This is a genomic window from Marinobacter koreensis (genome assembly GCF_023156285.1).
Taxonomy (GTDB): Bacteria; Pseudomonadota; Gammaproteobacteria; order Pseudomonadales; family Oleiphilaceae; genus Marinobacter; species Marinobacter koreensis.
Genome location: NZ_JAKZAJ010000001.1, coordinates 462,641 through 482,811, shown reverse-complemented (window position 1 = coordinate 482,811; position 20,171 = coordinate 462,641). Strand labels below are relative to the sequence as shown.

Below are 20,171 nucleotides of genomic sequence, written 5' to 3'. Positions count from 1 at the left end.
TTCATGGAGGTAAACTCCGGGATATTCACCGTGGTCCGAGATTGGCGCGCACTCATGGAAGGCAATACCCTGAAAAACGAGCTGAAAGTTCCCGAGCAGAAAACGTCCAGCCTGTCGTTCAGCGACACCAGCCCAAAGGCATTCCGCCAGTGGGTAAGCCAGCTGCCCATGGCCAATATCGGTGAGGTATCGCGGCAGCTCTATCACGCCATTATCGAAGTGAACCAGCTTTTCATCGCACCGCATCAAAGGCTTCAGTTACTGGAAATGCTCCGGGACAAGATCCACTTCGTGTGCAAGGAACTCTCCCGCCATTTTCTGGGGCTTGCGGTTGCGCTCCCCGAGAAGCAGCGCAAGGTCGCCAACCTGTCCCAGGCACTGCAACTGCACCTGGCCGGTGGCTACAAACTGTGCCTTGTGGAGCTGATCGACAATGGCGGGACGGACAAACACCGGAAACCGGTCGTCATGGCTATTCACCGGGCGATCTCGGAGCTTTCGGCAACGATATTGCGCTCCCACCAGCTCTATTGTCCAAGCCCGGCCAACAGTTGGCTGGAGTGTCACCACCTCTACCGGTATGCGCACCAGAAGGGGCTCGCTGCAGCCTCCGTTGACGACGACACACTGGGACACCGAAGGGCGAGTACCATTGCAGACAGCTACAAGCGGATTCTGCTGCTGGGCTGCGCCCGCCCGAACCAACTGAGACAGTCAGAACTCGAACAGGTATACGACCTGTTCGAGACCTGGACCGACCACACCGACTGCGGACCGGACATCGGCCAGGACAGCCTGTTTGTCATCAACATGGAGAAGGACAATCCGCCAATCTACCGCAGCCTGCTCGACACCGTTCCGGGAGAGGAAAGCTACGGTTTCGATACCCGGGAACTTTCAGCCCTGGTCTCAGAGACGCTCGAGGCGCGCCGCGAGGGCCGGCGGGAAGATTCGCCACTGTCGGTTCCCGCCAAGATCAACGACATGCTCCTGCTGCACCTGAGCCAGGCCCTGGGCATCCTTGCCAAACGCAATTTCAACCGCATTGCCAGCCAGGGCAAGCTGGAAATCTGCGTCGGTCTTACCGCTGCTCACTATTTCATAGCTGGAGAGAAAACCTTCACCGAATTTGTCAGTGGCAACGACAACGGCCATGGAGACGATGAGAACCGGTTCGTGCGTGCCTCACGCCAGCGCGAAGATGCCTGGTCCGGCGCTCACGATGCAGGCCCCAGCGAAGACCGCCTCTACTCGGCAGATACTCCGATTAATTTCAGGGGCGCCCGGGGAACAACGCCCCAGAATGAGGCGGATCGAAACCGTCCCGGCTCCCACCATGCCTACCTGATTAACACCAGCCCCGGTGGATACTGTGTGGGTTGGGAATCCAATGTCCCCATCTCCCTGCAGGCCGGCGAAGTGCTGGGCGTACGGGAACAGCGCACCCACCCCTGGAGTGTTGCTGTGGTCCGCTGGATTCGCCAGGTGAAGAACCAGGGAACCCAGGTGGGAATCGAGCTGCTCGCCCCCAGTGCATCGCCCTGTGGCGTGCGTCTGATCCAGAAAATCGGCAACAGCAGTGAGTACCTTCGCGGCCTGCTTCTTCCGGAAATCAGTGTGGTTAATCAGTCTGCCACCCTGATCACGCCCCGCCTTCCATTCCAGTCCGGCAGCCGTATTTCCCTGCTGCACGATGGCCGGGACGACCAGGGAACCCTGGGACGCAAGGTTTCCTCCACGGGCAGTATCAGCCAGTTCGAGCTGAAGCTTCAGCATAGCCGGTTACAAGCTTCGGAGGATCGTCCGGACGATAGCGGCGCCAGCGAAGACGAATTCGATTCGCTATGGCCGTCCCTTTGATGCGAGAACTGTGTTGCTCTCGCGGATAGCAGGGTTGTTATTAGCTACTAACCCCTGCATCATTCTGCTTACGTAATCAGCCGGTGCCAACACTGCCATCAACCGGCGCCGCCAACGAGTAGCTTGAGACGTTTTCCGAATGCAGAAAAAGAACGCCACCGTACACCTCCTGATTCTTGATCCATCCCAGAACGACGCTGAATCGCTGGTCAGCCTTCTTCGCAACTCCGGGAAGGCGACGCGGGCTCATCGCATCACTTCTGAAGAAGATCTGGAAGAAGTTCTCAAGACCGGGAACTGGGACCTGCTGCTTGCCCGTGACAGCGACGACGAGTTCACGGCGGACGAAGCCCTGGCAACCATCCGGCGTATGGACAAGGACATTCCCTTCATACTGCTGACCTCCGAGGAAAGCCCCGAACGCACCGTTGGTATGATGAAGGCTGGTGCCCAGGACACGGTACCGGCAGAGTATTCCGATATGCTGATGCTGGTGGTCAACCGGGAACTGGCAGCGCTGGAGGAACGGCGTCGCCGGCGGGTGCTCGAATCCCATCTTCGGGAAGCGGAACAGCGGTGCCAGTTGCTTCTGGAGAGTTCCAAAGATGCGATTGCCTACATCAACGATGGCATGCACATCTATGCCAACCAGTCGTATATGGATTTTCTCGGCTACGACGACATCGACGAGCTGATCTGTATTCCCGTTCTGGACACCCTGACGCCCGAAAGTCAGGAACAGTACAAACAGTTCATGAAGTCCTTTGTCGAAAAGGGCGAAGACGGCATGACCCTTAACTGTACGGCCCGGCGCAGTGACGACCAGGAGTTCAACGTGAGCATGTCAGTGTCCGCGGCCACTTACGACGGGGAAGCCTGTACACAGATCGTATTACAACCGGAACACAACGACGCCGAGCTGGAAGAAAAGCTGCGACAGATCAGTAGCCAGGATTTGTTGACCGGACTTTACAACCGCCAGCATATGATGAGTGCGCTGGGCGAAGCGATCGCGCGAGCGGGGAAGGAAAACGAAACCGGAGCACTCGCCTACATCGCCCTCGACAATTTCATCACCATGAAAAGCCAGGTCGGCATTGCCGGTGCCGATCTTCTGTTGGGAGATCTGGCATCACTGCTCAAGGAAACGGCGGCTGAAAACATGACGCTCGCCCGCCTCAGTGACGACGCCTTCAGTATGATGTGCCAGCCATGCGATGAAAAGGCCATGGCAGAGCAGGCGGAAAAAGTACGGAAGGCGGTCGAGGATCACCTGTTCGACATTGATGGCCGCACAATCCCCCTGACGGTCAGCATCGGTGTCGCGGCCATTACCGAGAACTCGCCCAAGGCAGAGGAGCTGCTCGGACGCGCGCACACGGCATCCGCCGATGTTCGCAAGCAAGAAGGCCAACAGCAGGGTAACGGAGTCCTCGTATACAACCCGGCAGAATATGAATCCCTGGACACCTCGAACTCTGTGGAGGCCATTCAGAAAGCCCTTGACGACAACCGTTTCCGGCTGCTGTTTCAGCCCATCATCAACCTTCGTGGCGAGGGAGAGGAACATTACGAGGCCTTCGTGCGGATGCTCGACAAGGACGACAAGGAAGTATCCCCGTATGACTTCCTGCCACCTTCCGGGCCTTCAGACACGGCCATCAAGATCGATCGCTGGGTCATTCTCCAGACCATCAAGCAGCTGGCCAGCCATCGATCCCGTGGCCACGACACCCGGCTGTTCCTGAATGTTACCGCCGAAACGCTCCAGGACAAGACCTTTACGCCCTGGCTGAGCGTGGCCCTGAAAGCCGCCCGCCTGCCCGGTGACTCACTGATCTTCCAACTCCGGGAAGGCGATGTGAACAATTTCATGAAACAGGCCAAGGACTTCGCCAAATCGGTTCACGAGCTGCACTGTAAGGTCTCGATCTCGCAGTTCGGTTGCAGCCTGAATCCGTTCAACACCTTCAAACACGTAGACGCGGATTACGTAAAAATCGACGGATCCTTCACGGAAGAAATGCAGAAAACCGACGAAGCCAAGGAGCAGGTGAAGGAAATGGTCAAGAGCCTGCAGTCCTCCGGCAAGCTGACGATCATTCCGCTGGTGGAGAACGCCGGTATCCTGGCCACACTCTGGCAGGCCGGCGTCAACTACATCCAGGGCTATTACCTGCAGGCACCGGTTCCGGAGATGAACTACGATTTCGGCGACAACTGATACGCGGGTCCGACAAAAAACGGCGCCCCGGGGAGCGCCGTTTTCGGTTCTGTACCGCTAATAATCCTACAGTCCCGATTGCTGGATCGACTGGTTGGTTTCGCTCTCGCGGAATCCGATCAGGTACAGGATGGCATCCAGCCCCAGCGTGGAAATCGAGTGACGGGCGGACTCCTTGACCAGGGGCTTGGCCCGGAAGGCCACTCCCAGCCCCGCCTGACTCAGCATCGGTAAATCGTTGGCACCGTCTCCCACGGCAATAACCTGCTCCCGGGAGATGTGTTCCTTCCTGGCGATTTCCAGCAGCAGCTCCGCCTTACGCTTACCGTCTACAATCTGGCCAGACACCCGACCGGTCACCTTGCCGTTCTCGATTTCCAGTTCGTTGGCGTAGACATAGTCGATGCCAAGCTTTGCCTGCAGGTGCCTCGCAAAGTAGGTGAAACCGCCGGACAGGATGGCTGTGCGGTAGCCCAGGCCTTTGAGACTGCGGATAAGATGCTCGGCCCCCTCTGTCAACCTCAGGCGGCCGGCAATGCCTTCAAGTACCGATTCATCAAGCCCTTTCAGCAGGGCCAGACGCTCGGCAAAGCTCTGACTGAAATCCAGCTCCCCCTGCATGGCCCGCTCGGTAATCTCCGCCACCTGATCGCCAACGCCCGCTTCCCTGGCAAGCTCATCGATAACTTCCGCCTCGATAAGAGTGGAGTCCATATCGAATACCACCAGACGCCTGTTCCGACGGAAGATAGAGTCCTCCTGAAAGGCAATATCAACGTTCATTTCACCAGCAATGTGCAGAAAATCGGCGCGCAGTTCTTCCAGGTCTTCAGCGGTACCGCGTACCGAAAACTCCACACAGGCAATCCGGTTATCGCCAGGATTGAGCGACGGGCGTGCAGACAGGCGACTGATGTTGTCGATGTTAAGGCCGTGTCGGGCGGTGATTGCCGAGACCTTGGCGATCTGTTCGGCCTTGATATCCCGGGACAGGAGCGTGACGATGTAGCAGGCACGATTACGGCCGGCCGCCCACGCCTGATATTCTTCTACGGTAATCGGCGCAAAATGCACCTGAAGATCCAGCGCATGCAACCGGAACAGCAGGTCACGGATGACCGGTGAGGACTTGGACTCATCCGGGATCTCGATCAGGATTCCCCAGGTCAGGTGGTCGTGAATCACCGCCTGACCGATGTCCAGAATCCGGACGTCGTATTGCCCCATGATGCCCGTGATTTCCGAGGTGAGTCCGGGCTTATCGCGTCCCGATACGTTAATCAGTACCAGCTCACTCACTGTCGCCGCTCTCCTCTTGCCCCGCCTGCGTGGCAGTGGCTATCACGTCAATGGCATCGACCCGCTGAAGCCCCCGTGGCAGTTTGTGGCCACGACGCCCGCGTTCTCCGAGGTAATGCTCAAGGTCACTGAATTTCAATCCCATCTTGCGCTTGCCGGCCCGGATTTCGATCAGGTCGTCCTGAGCAAAGACCGCCACGGCCACCACATACTCCTCGCGGTTCTGGACGCGGGCAGACGGAATACTGATGATCTTGTTGCCTTTCCCCTTGGCCAGTTCCGGCAGCTCGCTGAGCGGGAAAACCAGCATCCGGCCTTCATTGGAAATGGCCGCCAGGTACAACGGACTCTCCGAACGGGGTACCGAAACCGGAGGCATGATCCTCGCGCCCTTCGGCACACTGACAACGGCTTTGCCATTGCGGTTCTTGCTGATCATGTCGTTCAGACTGGTCACGAAGCCATATCCGCCATCGGTAACCAACAGCACCTTACCGGACGGCTCGCCCAGGAGAAGCCCGGAGAAAGTCGCGCCGGAGGGCGGATTGATACGCCCGGTCAGCGGCTCGCCCTGACCCCTGGCTGATGGCAGGGTGTGCGCCAGCAGCGAGTATGCGCGTCCGGTGGAATCCAGGAAGATCGCCTGCTGGTTGTTACGCCCCCGGGCGGCCAGTGCAAACCGGTCACCGGCCTTGTAACTCAGCCCTTCCGGTTCGATATCGTGCCCCTTGGCGGCACGGACCCAGCCTTTCTCGGACAGGACAACCGTCACCGGATCGTTGGAGACGAGGTCGACTTCACTGAATGCCCGCGCTTCTTCGCGCTCCACAATGGGTGAGCGGCGGTCGTCGCCAAAGGCTTCCGCATCCTGCTGGAGTTCCGTCTTGATCAGCTCGCGCAAACGGTCCTCGGATCCGAGAATGGACTGCAGTTCGTCACGCTCCGCCGAGAGCTCGTCCTGCTCGCCCCGGATCTTCATTTCTTCCAGCTTCGCCAGATGACGCAGCTTCAACTCCAGGATCGCCTCGGCCTGTTCCGGCGACAGCCCGAAACGGGCCATCAGCTCATCCTTGGGCTTGTCCTCGTACCGGATGATCTCGATGACTTCGTCGATATTCAGGTAGGCCACCAGAAGGCCTTCCAGAATGTGCAGACGGGCCAGGACCTTGTCCAGCCGATGCTGAAGGCGTCGCACCACCGTTGTGCGGCGGAAGGCCAACCATTCGGTCAGGACGGAATGTAGCCCCTTCACACCCGGGCGGCCATCGTTTCCGATAACGTTGATGTTCACCCGATAGGTCTTTTCCAGGTCTGTACTGGCAAAGAGGTGGGCCATCAGCCCATCCAGGTCCACACGGTTGGATCGGGGCACAATCACCAGGCGGGTGGGGTTTTCATGATCAGACTCGTCACGCAGATCCGCCACCATGGGCAGTTTCTTGGTCTGCATCTGCTGGGCAATCTGCTCCAGCACGCGATTTCCGGACACCTGATGTGGCAGATCCGTGACCACCACTTCACCATTTTCGCGCGTCCAGCGGGCCCGCATCCGGAGTGATCCGCGACCGGTTTCGTACATCTGGCGAATGTCACGACGTGGGGTAATCACCTCGGCATGAGTCGGGAAATCCGGGCCTTTGATGTGCTCGCAGAGATCGTCCACGGTGGCGTCCGGCTGATCCAGCAAATGGATACAGGCGGAAGCAACTTCCCGGACATTGTGGGGCGGGATGTCCGTCGCCATGCCGACGGCAATGCCAGTGGTTCCATTGAGCAGCACGTGGGGCAAGCGCGCTGGCAGGATGGCAGGTTCTTCCATCGTGCCGTCAAAATTGGGCACCCAATCCACTGTGCCCTGCCCCAGTTCACCCAGCAGAACGTCCGCAAACGGCGCCAGGCGGGATTCGGTATAACGCATGGCGGCAAAGGACTTGGGATCGTCCGGAGATCCCCAGTTTCCCTGCCCGTCTACCAGCGGATAGCGATAGGAGAACGGCTGGGCCATCAACACCATGGCCTCGTAGCAGGCACTGTCGCCGTGAGGATGGAACTTGCCCAGTACATCCCCGACCGTGCGGGCCGATTTCTTGTACTTGGAGGTGGATTTCAGCCCCAGCTCCGACATGGCGTAAACGATTCGCCGCTGAACCGGCTTCAGCCCATCCCCGACATTGGGCAGGGCCCGGTCGAGGATGACGTACATGGAGTAATCAAGGTAGGCCTTTTCCGTGTAATCCCTGAGCGAGACGCGCTCAAAGCCTTCATCAGTGGTTTGAAATTCTGGCATGTATGCCTCTTGTTTACCTGGACTGCCGGTTTATCTGGACTGGCAGTGATGCTACCTTTTGCGCCCGCGAAATACACGGGATATGTGCGAGCGCACATTATATGGACGGCAATCCGGATACTCCAATCCCGTGCAATCGTGAAAACGCCAATAGCGGAATTCCCGAATGGAGAGACGGTAACCCTGACCGTATTCTCGTCGATGGTAAGTGATTGAGCGTTTTCTTTCCCGGACGAGCGGAACATTATGAGACAGAACCTCAAAGCCTGTGGGCAGGCCATGGTGACGGCCCTGGTCAATGCGGTACTGGCCGTGGCACTGATGCTGCTCGTTGAATTCGCGATCAGCGGCAACTTTGTTGTTCCAACAACCTACCTCTGGGCAGGTCTGCTGATCTGGATCGTTATCTTTGCCGGACAGTTCTGGCGGCAGCGTTACCTTTGCAGAAACTGTACCTCCAACGAGGAATCGCCTCGTTCTTCCTCGTAAACCCGGCCAAATTGACTCATATCATAACGCCTCGCGCAGCTTCCTCGTTTTGTCAATGTTTTCGGAGCGTTGACGCATCCAGCTGCTATGCTGTCTTCAGAACAGCAGACATTGCGAGGACAGCATGCAGGTGTTTCGTCATCTTGGTCTCCGAACCAAAATCGCTCTCCCTTTTGGCATCACTGCCGCGGCCCTGATCGTAATCGGGATTCTGAACGCACTGACGGTCCGGGAACTCATCTCGGATACCAATCGAATTGCCACCAATTACCTGCCCTCTGTCAGCAAGATTCTCAATGGTGACCGAGATCTGTATCAGGCTTACGTGGCACAGATCCGGTTGGTTGATGCAATGTCCAACGACGAGGACACCGAAGCCTTCCTCGAAAGCTTCAACGAAAATGCCCAGCAGGCCCGCGACCGTTTTGACCAGGCATCGGACCTGCTCTCAGGCTCGGGAGCGGCAAGCATTATTCAGGGCTTCGATGATGCGTTCAGTCGCTGGGAAGGGTCAGCGCGAAAGGTGATGCAGACCGCGCTCAATGGCTCTCCTGAAGAGGCCAGAACACTCGCAGAGAGCGAGACAGCCGCACTGTTCAGCAACCTGCGGGATTATTACGACAAGCTCGGCGCGCTCGCTGACGAACAGGCCGCAAACCGCGCAAAGGATTCCGCGCAGGAGGGCATGTCCAGCTCAATCACCACGGGCACTGTCACTGTTCTGGCGATCATTCTGAGTCTCGTCCTGTTCCTGTTCTTCATGCGACTGATCATTGGCTCCATCAGTGCAGTACGCCGTCAGCTCGACGCGATCGCACAGGGCAAAGGCGACCTTACCCAGCGCATTCCTGTCGAAGTAAAGGATGACCTTGGCCGACTGGCCGACAGTTTCAACCAGGTCCTCGCCAATCTTCAGAGCATGATCCGGTCAATCCAGGAACTCAGTAACGGGCTTGGTGACGGCGCCGGTCGACTGGCCACCGCGGCCCAGGAGAACAACGACGGCGTGAGCCGGCAGACCGATTCCATTGCCATGGTGGCCACCGCCATCAACGAAATGCAGAGTGCCATCGAGGAAGTGGCCGGCAACGCCTCGCGGGCGGCCGAGATCACCCGGGAGGCTGAGCAGAAGGGCCGCGACAATGCTCGCATCATCGGAGATTCCTCCAGGCAGGTGCACAGCCTGGCAGCCCAGACGGCCAAGGCGGCCGAAGCGATCCGGAAGCTATCGGAAGATTCCGATAACATCACGTCGGTACTGGATGTGATCCGGGGCATTGCCGAGCAGACCAACCTGCTCGCCCTTAACGCGGCCATAGAGGCGGCCAGAGCCGGCGAACAGGGACGCGGCTTTGCGGTTGTGGCTGATGAGGTCAGAACACTGGCGCAAAGAACCCAGCAGTCTACGGAAGACATCCAGACCATGATCACGGCTCTGCAAGGCGGCGTATCGGAAGTGGTGTCCGTCATGGAGGTGGGCAGTCGCGAAGCCGGAGAAACCGAGAAGCTGGCAACCGAGGCCGAAAGCGGGCTTCAGGCCATCCTCGAAGGCATTGCCGATATCAGCGATGCCAACACCAGCGTTGCGTCCGCCACGGAACAGCAGACCCAGGTTGTGGACGAGATCAATCGAAGCATTACGGAAATCAACGATCTGGCGTCAGACAGCGCCAAACGTTCGCGGGAGATCGACGAGATCAGCCAGTCGTTGCACGGTTACGCAAGCGACCTGGAGCAACAGACAGGCCGATTCCGGGTGTGACTCCCGAAATCGGCCCATTGTACCTGCTGCTTACTGTCGTATGCCTTCAACAGAAATGATCATATCCACCGTTTCGGAAGCGGGGCCCAGGTCCATCGGGATGCCGAAATCCTTCAGCCGCAGTTCCGTTTCCGCTTCGAAGCCCATGCGGTAACCGCCCCAGGGATCTGATCCATGCCCGATCATCTCGGCATCGAGCGTGATTTCCCTGGTGACGCCCCGGAGCGTGAGATCGCCGACGATGTCTGCTTCGCCATCTCCCTGCATCTCGATTCGTTTGCTCTTGAAGGATGCTTGCGGGTATTCATCGACGTACAGGAAGTCCTCACTCCGGAGATGCTTGTCCCGCTCTGCGTGATTCGAGTCGACGCTGGCCGTGTCAATCGTCACCGATACCGAACTCTTCTCGGGGTTTTCCGCATCGTAGGTGAACTGGCCGTCAAATTCGTTAAAACGACCATAAAGCCAGCTGTAGCCCAGATGAGAAATCTTGAACATGATGAACTGATGGTCGCCCTTGGTATCGAACTGATAGGTGCCGCTGCCATTGTCTTCCGCCGCTGACGCAACGCCCGTCAACGCGAGTGAAACCGCAGATGCCAGAATGAGCTTTTTCATGGTGATCTCCTTTTTCATCAATGTCAGTCCCTGACTGGGACAGCCTTAAGACAGCAATTTCCAACTCTATAGACCGAGCATACGCCGTAGCGTTTGGTCCCGATCAACCCAGTGATGCTTGAGCGCGCCAAGCGCATGCAATCCGGCCAGGAAGACCAGCCCAAGGGTTGACCAGTAATGAATGCTTCCAGCGATGTCTTCCAGATGATTGATGTTGCCCGTCACCGACGGGACGTCGAACCAACCGAATACACTGATCGAGGACCCATCGGCCGTTGTGATCAGGTATCCACTGCCCATCGCGACAAACAGCAGCAGGTACAGAGCCCCGTGTGCAACCCGGGCCATGACCTTCTCGACCCGGGAATGACCGGAAACGGGATCCGGGGCAGAATCGGTCAGGCGCCACGCCACCCGTGCAAGCACGACCAGGAACAAAAGAATGCCAAAACTCCGGTGCAGGTCAGGGCCGCGCTGATACCACGCGTGGTAGTAAGTCAGATCCACCATCCAGGTGCCCAGCACAAACAAGCCAAGCACGGTTGCGGCCACAACCCAATGCGCTGTCACAGCTACCGCACCATAACGCGTTGAATCATTTCGCCATTGCATACGAATCCGACTGCTCCCTGTCACGTTGATCTGCATAGTCTAAAAAGAGGCGTTCCCACAGCAAACCAAAATCTTTTGCTGTGGCTCATCAGAATTTCTGATCGATATTCGCCTATCCCTTTAGTCTTATACGGGTTTTACGGATTGTTGAATTTCATCGCGGCGATAAACTTTAAGTATTCTTGAAAACCATCGTGACAAGCGACTGTGAGGCATAACATGGAACTGGAATTCGACGAGAACGTGGTTGTTCCCAGCAACAACTGATGTTTCGGGCGGCCAGCGCGCCGCCCTCCCTTCGAGTTAGCACTGACTGCCCCCTTTGGATACAAACCGTTTCGCGTTTGTATATGAAACGGTGGTAATAATCCCTGTTTTTTGGCAAGCTTCTTACAACGTACCCCGGTGAGCTGATCGCCGCTTTTACGTACGTGTTTCAGACAGTTCGGGCCTGACTGTTGCCCGTTGTGTTCGTCAAACTAGCCAGAAACTCTATGTCGCGACCCTTGCCTGAAAAGCTGACAGCGCCGGAGCTGGATCTGCTGTCCCCTATGCTGAACCAGGAAGGTAGCGGCTGGACCGCAGATTTTCGAGGACTCACCCTCAGAACCGCACTCCAGCCTATTTACAGCATTTCCCACAAACGTATTGTTGGCTACGAGGCCCTGATACGGGCTTTCGATACGGACAACGCACCAGTCCTGCCGGTCCAGCTCTTCCAGCTCCCCGCATCAGAAGCAGAGAACCTGCTGCTTGACCGCCTGTGTCGCTATCTTCACATCCGCAACTACAGCTGTATCAAGGACGAGCTCAACTGGCTGTTTCTGAACGTGTCACCCCGGGTGGCCGCGGGCGCCAATAACTCCGACTCATTCTTCGGTCAACTGCTGAAGAAAACCGGGCTGCCACCACACCGGATCGTTATGGAAATTGTCGAGCAGCCGACGGATAACGCGGAGCGGCTGAGGGAAACCGTCGCTTACTACAAGGATCTGGGTTGCCTGACGGCGATCGACGACTTCGGCGCCGGACATTCAAACTTCGAACGTATCTGGAACCTGTCACCGGATATCGTCAAACTCGACCGAACCCTTCTGACCCGCGCAACAGAGGACCACAAGGCCCGGCAGATCCTGAATGGCATCGTATCCCTTCTGCATCAATCGGCCTGCCTGGTGTTACTGGAAGGCGTCGAAACGTACGATCAGGCGATGATTGCCATCGATGCGGGCGTGGACTTCGTGCAGGGTTACTATTTCCGGAAGCCCAGCATCGAGCTAGAAGGCATTGATATCCAGCCGGCGGATTTTGATCACCTGCTGAGAGATTACAAGCAGCAGACCCAGGTAACGCTGGACCCGACCCGCCAACTGGTCAGTTTTTTCGACGGCTTTTTCCACACCGCCATTGATCGGCTATGCTCCGGTGCTGGTATGCAGCAAGCCTGCAGCGAACTGCTGAATCATCCGGCGGTATCCCGCTGCTACCTGGTTAATGCCGAGGGCATCCAGATTGAAGACACTCTGATTTCGGACGCCGGTGTCCGAAACCAGGACCCGAGATTCAAACCACTCGAAAGCACAACCAGTGCTGACTGGTACCGCCAGCATTACCTCCGACAGGCCATTGCCCAGCCAGAGCAATTGCAGGTAACCGCACCCTACCTGTGCGTCACGGGGGCCTACATGTGCGTTACCATGTCTCAGGGGTTCTACGACAACGGCCAACTCAGAGTGCTGTGTTGCGACATCCTCTCCAACCCGGTAGAAACCGACATCAGTAGAAGCTGATCCCGTACACAAGCCCGATAACAAGAACGGTCAGCAACCCGATGAAAATATTCATGGGCAGCCCAACCCTGAGGAAATCAGCGAACCGATAGCCGCCCGGCCCGAACACCATCATGTTGGTCTGATAGCCCAAGGGTGTGGCAAAACTGGCCGATGCCGCCATCATTACGGCGATCACGAACGGCTCGGCCGGCACCCCCATAACCGTCGTCATCGACAACACCACGGGAATCACCAGCACGGCAGCGGCGTTGTTGGTCACCACTTCCGTCAGCACGGAGACGGCAAAATACACCATCAGGATGCTAAGGAGAACGTGGCCCTGGCTCAGGCCCATAATGGTCCCGGCCAAAAAGGTAGCGGCGCCGGTTTCCTCCAGCGCTGCCCCCAGCGCAAACGACGCCGCGATGGTCAGGATCACCGGCACATCGACCGCTTTCTGAGCCTGGCCGGCGGAGCAGCATCCACTGAGAATCATCAGGGCAGCACCGGACAGAGCCGCATTGAGCATGGTCATTACCCCGCAGGCCGCCAGGCTCACCACCACGAGAAGAATCAGCCAGGCCAGCCAGGCCCGGTCGTGTCGTGGCGTCTCGGTATCAAGATCGTTGATGAGAAGGAAATCCCGGTTGTATCGCTGCCGGCTGACAAACGCAGGCCGCGCCTCCAGCAACAGCACATCCCCCGGTTTCAGACGGATATTGCCCAGGTTGCCAGATACCCGCTGCCCCCCTCTGGCCACAGCAAGCACCACCGCACCATAGCGATCCCGGAAACGGGCATCGCGGATGGTCAGCCCGAGAACATCTGACTGGGGCGACAGAGCCGCCTCCACCAGTCTCCGTTCCGCACGGTCTTTACTCAGGCTGGGTTCGTCTTCGTGCACCGAAGGGACAATGCCCGGAATCCGCAAAAGATCGGAAATCGCCTGCGTATCTCCGGCGAACACCAGCCGGTCACCGCCCAGGAGGCGTTCTTCCGAGGGCACAGCCGTCACAACGCTGCCATCCCGCTCGATCTCAACCAGATACAGACGCTCAAGCTCCCGCAATCCGGCCTCGCCCACGCTTTTGCCAACAAGAGGCCCATTGGGCGAGACCGCCACCTCCAACGTGAATTCCCGCATGGAACCGAACTTCTGCTGATCCTTGCGGTCTGGCAGCATCCGGGGCAGAACCAGCAGCATCACGGCCAGGCCGATCACGGCGACCGGCAATCCGACACTGGTAATCGAGAAGATGGAGAAGCCGGCACTTCCGGTCAGTTGCTGATACTGGCCATTTACCACCAGGTTGGTACTGGTCCCGACCAACGTAAGAGTGCCCCCGAGGATCGCCGAATAGCTCAAGGGAATCATGAGCTTGGAGGGAGCAATGCCGATGCGACGGGACCAGCTGTGAACAGCGGGAATCATGGTGGCCACCACGGGGGTATTGTTCAGGAAGCCACTCAGCAGGGAAACGGGAAAGGCGATACGGGCCTGGGCACTGCGGACGGTTTTCGGGGAACGGAGCAGATACCGAACCACCAGGTCGACACCGCCGGAATGATGAATACCCGCGGCCACGACGAACATGGCAGCCACGGTAATCAGACCACTGTTACTGAACCCGGACAGCGCCTGGGCCGGCGATATAATGCCACTGGTGCTCAGAACGACCAGCACCCCCATCATCACCATATGGGGGGCAAATCGTCCGGAGCTCATCATCAGCAGTGCGCCAGCCGCCAGTGCCAGAGAAAACCAGCCTTGCCAGTCCATGTACGGTATTCCCGGTCATAAAAACTGGCAGGATAACGGCTTTGATGAAGACTTAAAAAGAATAATGGGCGATTTTTAAAGCGCCAAAAAGAATATCAAACGGCCACGTCCGCCATGTTGCCGTAGGTTTCGAGCCAGGCCCTGCGATCGGACGCCCGCTTCTTGCCAAGCAACATATCCATACGCTCTTCGGTCTGGTCGCCATCCTCAAGGGTGAGCATGACCAGCCTGCGGGTATCCGGCGCCATGGTGGTCTCGCGCAACTGCAACGGGTTCATCTCGCCAAGGCCCTTGAATCGGGTGACGGAGATCTTGCCGCGTCGCTTTTCCGCCTCGAGGCGGTCAATGATGCCCTGCTTCTCATGCTCATCCAGGGCGTAGAAGGTCTCCTTGCCCAGGTCCACCCGGTACAGCGGCGGCATCGCGACGAACACGTGGCCGGCGGCGACCAGTGGACGGAAATGTTTCACGAACAGGGCGCACAGTAGTGTCGCAATGTGCAGGCCGTCCGAATCGGCGTCCGCCAGGATGCAGACCTTGTTGTAGCGCAGTCCGGCAAGATCGTCCGATCCCGGATCCACACCAATGGCCACGGCAATGTCGTGAACTTCCTGGGACGCCAGGATCTCACCGGAGTCCACTTCCCAGGTGTTGAGAATTTTGCCCCGCAGCGGCATGACCGCCTGGAACTCCCGGTCACGGGCCTGTTTGGCCGATCCACCGGCCGAGTCCCCTTCCACCAGAAACAGTTCCGAGCGGGCAGTATCACCACCGGAACAATCCGCCAGTTTGCCCGGCAAGGCAGGCCCGGAGGTCACCTTCTTTCGCGCGACCTTCTTGCTCGCGCGCAGCCGGCGCTGGGCGTTGTTGATGAACAGCTCCGCCAGTGCCTCGGCAATGTCCGTGTGCTGGTTCAGCCACAGGCTGAACGCGTCCTTGACCACCCCGGAGATAAAACTCGCCGCTTCCCGGGAGGACAAACGCTCCTTGGTCTGGCCGGAGAACTGGGGCTCCTGCATCTTGAATGAGAGCACGTAGGCAACCCGCTCCCAGATGTCTTCCGGGGACAACTTGACGCCCCGGGGCAGCAGGTTCCTGAACTCGCAGAACTCCCGCATGGCCTCCAGCAGCCCGGTCCGCAGACCATTGACGTGTGTGCCACCCTGGGCCGTCGGGATCAGGTTGACGTAGCTTTCCATGACCGTCTCGCCACCCTCAGGCAACCACTGGATCGCCCAGTCCACGGCCTCGCTGTTGCCGGAGAAGGAACCGGTGAACGGTTCAAGGGGCACCGCCTCAATATCCGCAAGCGCGGTACGCAGATAGTCGCGCAGGCCGTCCTCGTAAAACCATTCGTCCTTTTCACCGGACTTTTCCTGGAGGAAGGTTACCGTCAGCCCCGGGCACAACACAGCCTTCGCCCTCAGGTTGTGCTTCAGACGGCTGATGGAGAAATTCGGGCTGTCAAAATACTTGGGATCCGGTTTGAAACGCAGGCGGGTTCCGGTGTTTCGCTTGCCAACGGTGTCGATCACTTCAAGGTCGGTCGCCTTCTCACCATCAGCAAAGGTCATCCGGTGCAGCTGCCCGTCGCGCTTGATAGTGACTTCAAGCTCGGTTGACAGGGCATTGACGACGGAGACGCCCACCCCGTGCAGACCACCTGAGAAGTTGTAATTGCCCTGGGAGAATTTGCCACCGGCATGGAGCCGGGTAAGGATCAGCTCAACCCCCGGCAACCCCTCTTCCTTGTGCAGGTCCACGGGCATGCCACGGCCATCGTCCTCAACGCTGAGAGAACCGTCGTCGTGGAGTACCACATCAATCCGGCGGGCGTGGCCTGCCAGCGCTTCGTCGACGCTGTTATCGATGACTTCCTGAGCCAGGTGATTGGGCCGGGAGGTGTCCGTATACATGCCCGGGCGTTTACGCACCGGGTCCAGACCACTCAGAACTTCAATGGCGTCGGCGTTGTACTGTTGCTGGCTCATAGGCAGGACGAGACTCCGCAATGGATCAGAAATTCTGAGCCATAGCTTAGGGATTCACCGGGAAAGATCAACGGTTGTTTTGTGTTCCGATCGAAAGATCAGGGGCGCAACAGCAACGGAGAATCACCGATGCCCGTCACCCGTATGGCGTTCCAGTTGCCCGGTTCAACCGCCAGTACCGCGCAGGGTGAGGTCATAACCTGGGCCAGGATGGCATCCTTGGGAGGAGAGCGGACCTCGGCCCGAATATCCAGGACATCGCCGTGGATCTCAGCGGACGTCAGCCGGACGCCATAGCCCGAGGTCGATTTCTTCCCGAGGGTTACGAACAACAGAAACTCCCGCTCCAGGTCAACGTTACGGAGCTGCTGGGTTGCCAGGTTCTGGGCAGGAAGCCCCAGATACTTCGACAGCTGCGCATCGGAAGTGACCAGCAAAAGGCCGGGACCGGTCAGCCCGCAATGACTGGATTCGGTCACCTGACGCACCTTGGCCGGCGCAGAGACGATATCCGGCGTGCTGGCCGCACAACCGGCCAGGCCCACCATACAAAATGTGGCAGCAGCGACGACCGCTGATCGCACCATACGACGCACGTTCACTCTCCTGACAGCCTCTTCAAGGGTCTAACAAAGTCATCTTCCGGGATCAGCCGGTAACCTGCAAAATCCGGTCGGGGCAGCACGTCCGGCGTTGCCGCTGAAATGGTCGGGCGACTGAAACCGGTCGTCATCCGGATGTTGGTCAGATCGGTGTTCTGGTCCACATGGATGGCCTCCCGCAACCCCGAGACCGGATACTCGGCGCAGGCCTCGCCCGGCTGGCAGATAATGCCATCGTTATCCAGATCGGTCCCGGCCACCAGGAAGTAATCCCCGGGTGTCACCTCGGATTGGGTCTGTACGCCGTCGCCGTTTTCCAGCGGGAAGCTGAACTGGTACTCGCCGTTTTCAACCGTGGCGGCTACCTGTGCCTCCGCCTGATATAAACCTTTTGCGTCAGGTGTCGTATCTACAAGTAGAACAAAATGAACACCGGCATTGCGCTGCTGCTCGTCGGTGACCACTTGGGCGGATACGGGGATATCTAAAGTCCGCTGCTGATCTGTTGTATAAGAGACTGATACAGACGCCTGAAGTGGCACATTGGGATCTAGGTTTTGAGGATTGGTCAATGCGAAAGTCAACTCTGGATTCGCGCCGGAATTGTTGACAGATACCGACAACCAGTTCGGATAAGAACCGACTGTTAAGCCGGTCACGGATGAAGACGCCCCCACCGGATTTAGCGTTACAATTTCAGAAATCCGCTCCGAGTTGAGACTGACATAATAAGGTGTGGGAGAAAGGACGGTGATGGAAGGGTTTTCAAGAGCCGTGGCTACAGCCTTTCCCGCATCAATTAGTCCATAACCAAATTCGGGGGTCTTAGAACCAGCGGATCCATTAGTCAGTCTCCCTGCCATAAGCCATGATTCGAGGTCATTAACAACGTCGAGGTTTGGCTTTGCCTCCTTCATTAGAGCAAAGACGCCAGAGACGTGGGGAGCAGCCATGGACGTTCCCTGCAAACCTATGTAAGCGGGTTCAAAATACCCGCCATCACCTAAGATCGCGCTGCTGCTAAGAACAAGGTCTGCTTTGCCATCAAAATTTGCATCTCGCGAACCATCTCCACCTGGTCCAGCCAGATCAATCCTATCTCCGTAATTCGAGTAACTAGCCAAATTCCCTGCAGCATCTACCGCACTCACCCCGAACACCGAACGTGACGCTCCTGGATAGGTTGGAACATTGCTACGGTCATTACCGGCAGCTGCGACGACTATGATGTTATTGGCCTTGAGGTTTGCCAATTTGGCTTCCAGTTCCTGATCATACGGAAGTCCACCGAGACTCAAATTGACGATATCCGCACCACTATTGCTAGCAACCCAGTCTAGGGCTCGATACAGGTCTTTCAGGGATCCACTTCCCCCCTCTCCCAACACCCGTACCGGGATAAGAGAAGCGTTGAAAGCGATTCCCGTTCCACCTTCATCGTTATTACCGTCTCCAGCGATCGTCCCAGCAACATGAGTACCATGAAAAACGTTGCTACCAACTGCATTGCCTGGATCAGCAGGAATATCATCAGGGCCAAGACTCCCGAAAATAGCAGTGTTAACATCATCATTGTCGTAAGGCTCAGATACAAAATCTGAACCAGGAAGAACTAACAAATTGCCACTCAACTCCGGATGCCAAGCCGAAGGGGACTTGAAAACCCCTGTATCAAGCACCGCAACCTTGACACTGCTGGCTCCATTTGGCGCCAACTGCCATGAGGCCGGCACGTTAATCAGACCATAATGCCACTGCTCCTTGTAAAGCGGCTCATTAACAGCTGTTTGCGGACTTCCGACGGCCTGCGAGTGCATCACATAATTGGGCGTAACTCGGTCAATGCCGGACTTCTTTCGCAGGGCAGAAACCCAATTTAGAGTCGCATCCTGCCTTTCAACCGTTCCGGAGAACTGCCGCGGCGACATCTGAACCAACCAATGATGGTCATCTAACTGCCTGGCATTTGAAGCATCAAGAGCGGAAAGTGCTGCAACGCCCTGAGCACCGGAGGTTTGCATTGAAACGATCGCTTCAGACGGAACAAACTCAAATCGCGGCCAATCGAACGACAGGGTTAAAGATTGACTGAAAGGCATCTTCGTCAAAACATATCGCACCGGTCCAGCGTCGTTAACATCCGTTTCAATATCGACTGAGTAATTGCCCGAAGTGTAACTCCCATCGCTTGGCAAGGTTATTGATGCCAATAACTTAGGTAAGGCTGGATTACTCGGATCCGTTGTTGGATCCGTAGAATCAGAAGAAATCTCTGCGCCAGTGGAAGGATCGCGTAAAACCACCCGAACTTGGTGGGTTGTGGCTAAGTCAAAGGTTTGAACCCTTACCGTATCGCCAGGCGCCAAAGCTATGGAATACCGATCCACGCTATCCATAGCATAGTCGTCGTAAGGGTTGCCAACAGCCCTAGCACCGGAGTCAGCACTGACATAACCACCCAAGACCACTGAACTAGGTAGCAACTGCCGTTCAGCATCCGAATTCAACGGCGAATCTATACTCGGGTCGCTACTGAAAGACAGGAAATCCGAGGTATCCTGATCGACCCGGGTATTCGCTTCGATCCCGATCGACCCCGCCACCACCGTCTGGGGCGTCGTGGTCCCATTGCCATCATCGGCCGTTGAATCTCCACCACCGCCGCCACCACAACCGGACAAAGCCAGGACAGAGACGAGTACGGACCCACCCAAAACGTCGCGAACAACCATAACAACCTTACCTCGATGACGGCTTACCCCGGGTGCGGGACTACCCTCATTGTAGAACCAAACAATGACAAATACCTGTCATTCCGCACAGCCCGGATGCAAAAAGCCGGACCTCGCAGGGTCCGGCTTTTTGGCAAGGCTCG

13 protein-coding genes are annotated in these 20,171 nt (G+C 57.4%); 5 read left to right on the top strand and 8 right to left on the bottom strand.

The window, feature by feature from the left end; all coding sequences use genetic code 11:
* Positions 1 to 54: 54 nt before the first annotated feature.
* Together MLD04_RS02320 and MLD04_RS02315 are read left to right on the top strand one after the other, a co-directional pair.
* Positions 55 to 1,860, top strand: a complete 1,806-nt coding sequence (locus MLD04_RS02320; protein ID WP_248155373.1) for a GTPase — start codon at positions 55 to 57, stop codon at positions 1,858 to 1,860.
* A gap of 139 nt (positions 1,861 to 1,999) precedes the next feature.
* Complete coding sequence (locus tag MLD04_RS02315) at positions 2,000 to 4,084, top strand: EAL domain-containing response regulator (RefSeq protein ID WP_248154394.1); 2,085 nt, start codon at positions 2,000 to 2,002, stop codon at positions 4,082 to 4,084.
* A gap of 66 nt (positions 4,085 to 4,150) precedes the next feature.
* On the opposite strand, the gene serB is transcribed toward MLD04_RS02315, so the two are convergent.
* A complete protein-coding gene (gene serB, locus MLD04_RS02310; protein WP_248154392.1) occupies positions 4,151 to 5,383 on the bottom strand; it encodes a phosphoserine phosphatase SerB in 1,233 nt (410 codons plus the stop codon).
* The gene (gene parC / locus MLD04_RS02305; RefSeq protein ID WP_248154390.1) at positions 5,376 to 7,670 is read right to left on the bottom strand and encodes a DNA topoisomerase IV subunit A; all 2,295 of its coding nucleotides are present in this window, start codon (positions 7,668 to 7,670) and stop codon (positions 5,376 to 5,378) included. The genes serB and parC overlap by 8 nt, the downstream gene beginning before the upstream one ends.
* Positions 7,671 to 7,916: 246 nt before the next feature.
* Here parC and MLD04_RS02300 point away from each other — a divergent pair, with 246 nt between their 5' ends.
* Positions 7,917 to 8,159: a hypothetical protein gene (locus MLD04_RS02300; RefSeq protein WP_248154388.1), complete on the top strand. Its 243-nt coding sequence runs from the start codon at positions 7,917 to 7,919 to the stop codon at positions 8,157 to 8,159.
* A gap of 124 nt (positions 8,160 to 8,283) precedes the next feature.
* Positions 8,284 to 9,921: a methyl-accepting chemotaxis protein gene (locus MLD04_RS02295; protein ID WP_248154386.1), complete on the top strand. Its 1,638-nt coding sequence runs from the start codon at positions 8,284 to 8,286 to the stop codon at positions 9,919 to 9,921.
* A 30-nt stretch (positions 9,922 to 9,951) separates the two neighbouring features.
* Here MLD04_RS02295 and MLD04_RS02290 read toward each other — a convergent pair whose 3' ends face one another.
* Complete coding sequence (locus MLD04_RS02290) at positions 9,952 to 10,539, bottom strand: YceI family protein (protein WP_248154384.1); 588 nt, start codon at positions 10,537 to 10,539, stop codon at positions 9,952 to 9,954.
* A gap of 66 nt (positions 10,540 to 10,605) precedes the next feature.
* Positions 10,606 to 11,151, bottom strand: a complete 546-nt coding sequence (locus MLD04_RS02285; RefSeq protein ID WP_248154382.1) for a cytochrome b — start codon at positions 11,149 to 11,151, stop codon at positions 10,606 to 10,608.
* Positions 11,152 to 11,645: 494 nt separating this feature from the next.
* Between MLD04_RS02285 and MLD04_RS02280 the strand changes: the two genes are divergently transcribed.
* Entirely contained in the window at positions 11,646 to 12,941 is a 1,296-nt protein-coding gene (locus MLD04_RS02280) for an EAL domain-containing protein (protein ID WP_248154380.1), read from the top strand.
* Here the strand turns inward: MLD04_RS02280 and MLD04_RS02275 are convergent.
* The 4 genes from MLD04_RS02275 to MLD04_RS02260 all read right to left on the bottom strand — a co-directional run bounded on the left by MLD04_RS02275 (position 12,928) and on the right by MLD04_RS02260 (position 20,028).
* Positions 12,928 to 14,703, bottom strand: coding sequence for an SLC13 family permease (locus tag MLD04_RS02275; protein ID WP_248154378.1), 1,776 nt, complete (start codon positions 14,701 to 14,703; stop codon positions 12,928 to 12,930). The two genes, MLD04_RS02280 and MLD04_RS02275, sit on opposite strands and share 14 nt — an antisense overlap.
* Before the next feature lie 95 nt (positions 14,704 to 14,798).
* On the bottom strand, positions 14,799 to 16,694 hold the full coding sequence (parE, locus tag MLD04_RS02270; RefSeq protein ID WP_248154376.1) for a DNA topoisomerase IV subunit B: 1,896 nt from the start codon (positions 16,692 to 16,694) through the stop codon (positions 14,799 to 14,801).
* A gap of 98 nt (positions 16,695 to 16,792) precedes the next feature.
* Positions 16,793 to 17,281 carry a protease complex subunit PrcB family protein gene (locus tag MLD04_RS02265; protein WP_248155371.1) on the bottom strand — a complete coding sequence of 163 codons (489 nt, stop codon included), beginning with the start codon at positions 17,279 to 17,281 and terminating at the stop codon, positions 16,793 to 16,795.
* A gap of 11 nt (positions 17,282 to 17,292) precedes the next feature.
* Entirely contained in the window at positions 17,293 to 20,028 is a 2,736-nt protein-coding gene (locus MLD04_RS02260; protein ID WP_248154374.1) for a S8 family peptidase, read from the bottom strand.
* Positions 20,029 to 20,171 lie beyond the last annotated feature (143 nt).

Coding starts and splice junctions, on each gene's coding strand:
- MLD04_RS02320 (WP_248155373.1), top strand. CDS start 55: ATGGAAGGCAATACCCTGAAAAACGAGCTGAAAGTTCCCGAGCAGAAA.
- MLD04_RS02315 (WP_248154394.1), top strand. CDS start 2,000: ATGCAGAAAAAGAACGCCACCGTACACCTCCTGATTCTTGATCCATCC.
- parC (WP_248154390.1), bottom strand. CDS start 7,670: ATGCCAGAATTTCAAACCACTGATGAAGGCTTTGAGCGCGTCTCGCTC.
- MLD04_RS02300 (WP_248154388.1), top strand. CDS start 7,917: ATGAGACAGAACCTCAAAGCCTGTGGGCAGGCCATGGTGACGGCCCTG.
- MLD04_RS02295 (WP_248154386.1), top strand. CDS start 8,284: ATGCAGGTGTTTCGTCATCTTGGTCTCCGAACCAAAATCGCTCTCCCT.
- MLD04_RS02290 (WP_248154384.1), bottom strand. CDS start 10,539: ATGAAAAAGCTCATTCTGGCATCTGCGGTTTCACTCGCGTTGACGGGC.
- MLD04_RS02285 (WP_248154382.1), bottom strand. CDS start 11,151: ATGCAATGGCGAAATGATTCAACGCGTTATGGTGCGGTAGCTGTGACA.
- MLD04_RS02280 (WP_248154380.1), top strand. CDS start 11,646: ATGTCGCGACCCTTGCCTGAAAAGCTGACAGCGCCGGAGCTGGATCTG.
- MLD04_RS02275 (WP_248154378.1), bottom strand. CDS start 14,703: ATGGACTGGCAAGGCTGGTTTTCTCTGGCACTGGCGGCTGGCGCACTG.
- parE (WP_248154376.1), bottom strand. CDS start 16,694: ATGAGCCAGCAACAGTACAACGCCGACGCCATTGAAGTTCTGAGTGGT.
- MLD04_RS02265 (WP_248155371.1), bottom strand. CDS start 17,281: ATGGTGCGATCAGCGGTCGTCGCTGCTGCCACATTTTGTATGGTGGGC.
- MLD04_RS02260 (WP_248154374.1), bottom strand. CDS start 20,028: ATGGTTGTTCGCGACGTTTTGGGTGGGTCCGTACTCGTCTCTGTCCTG.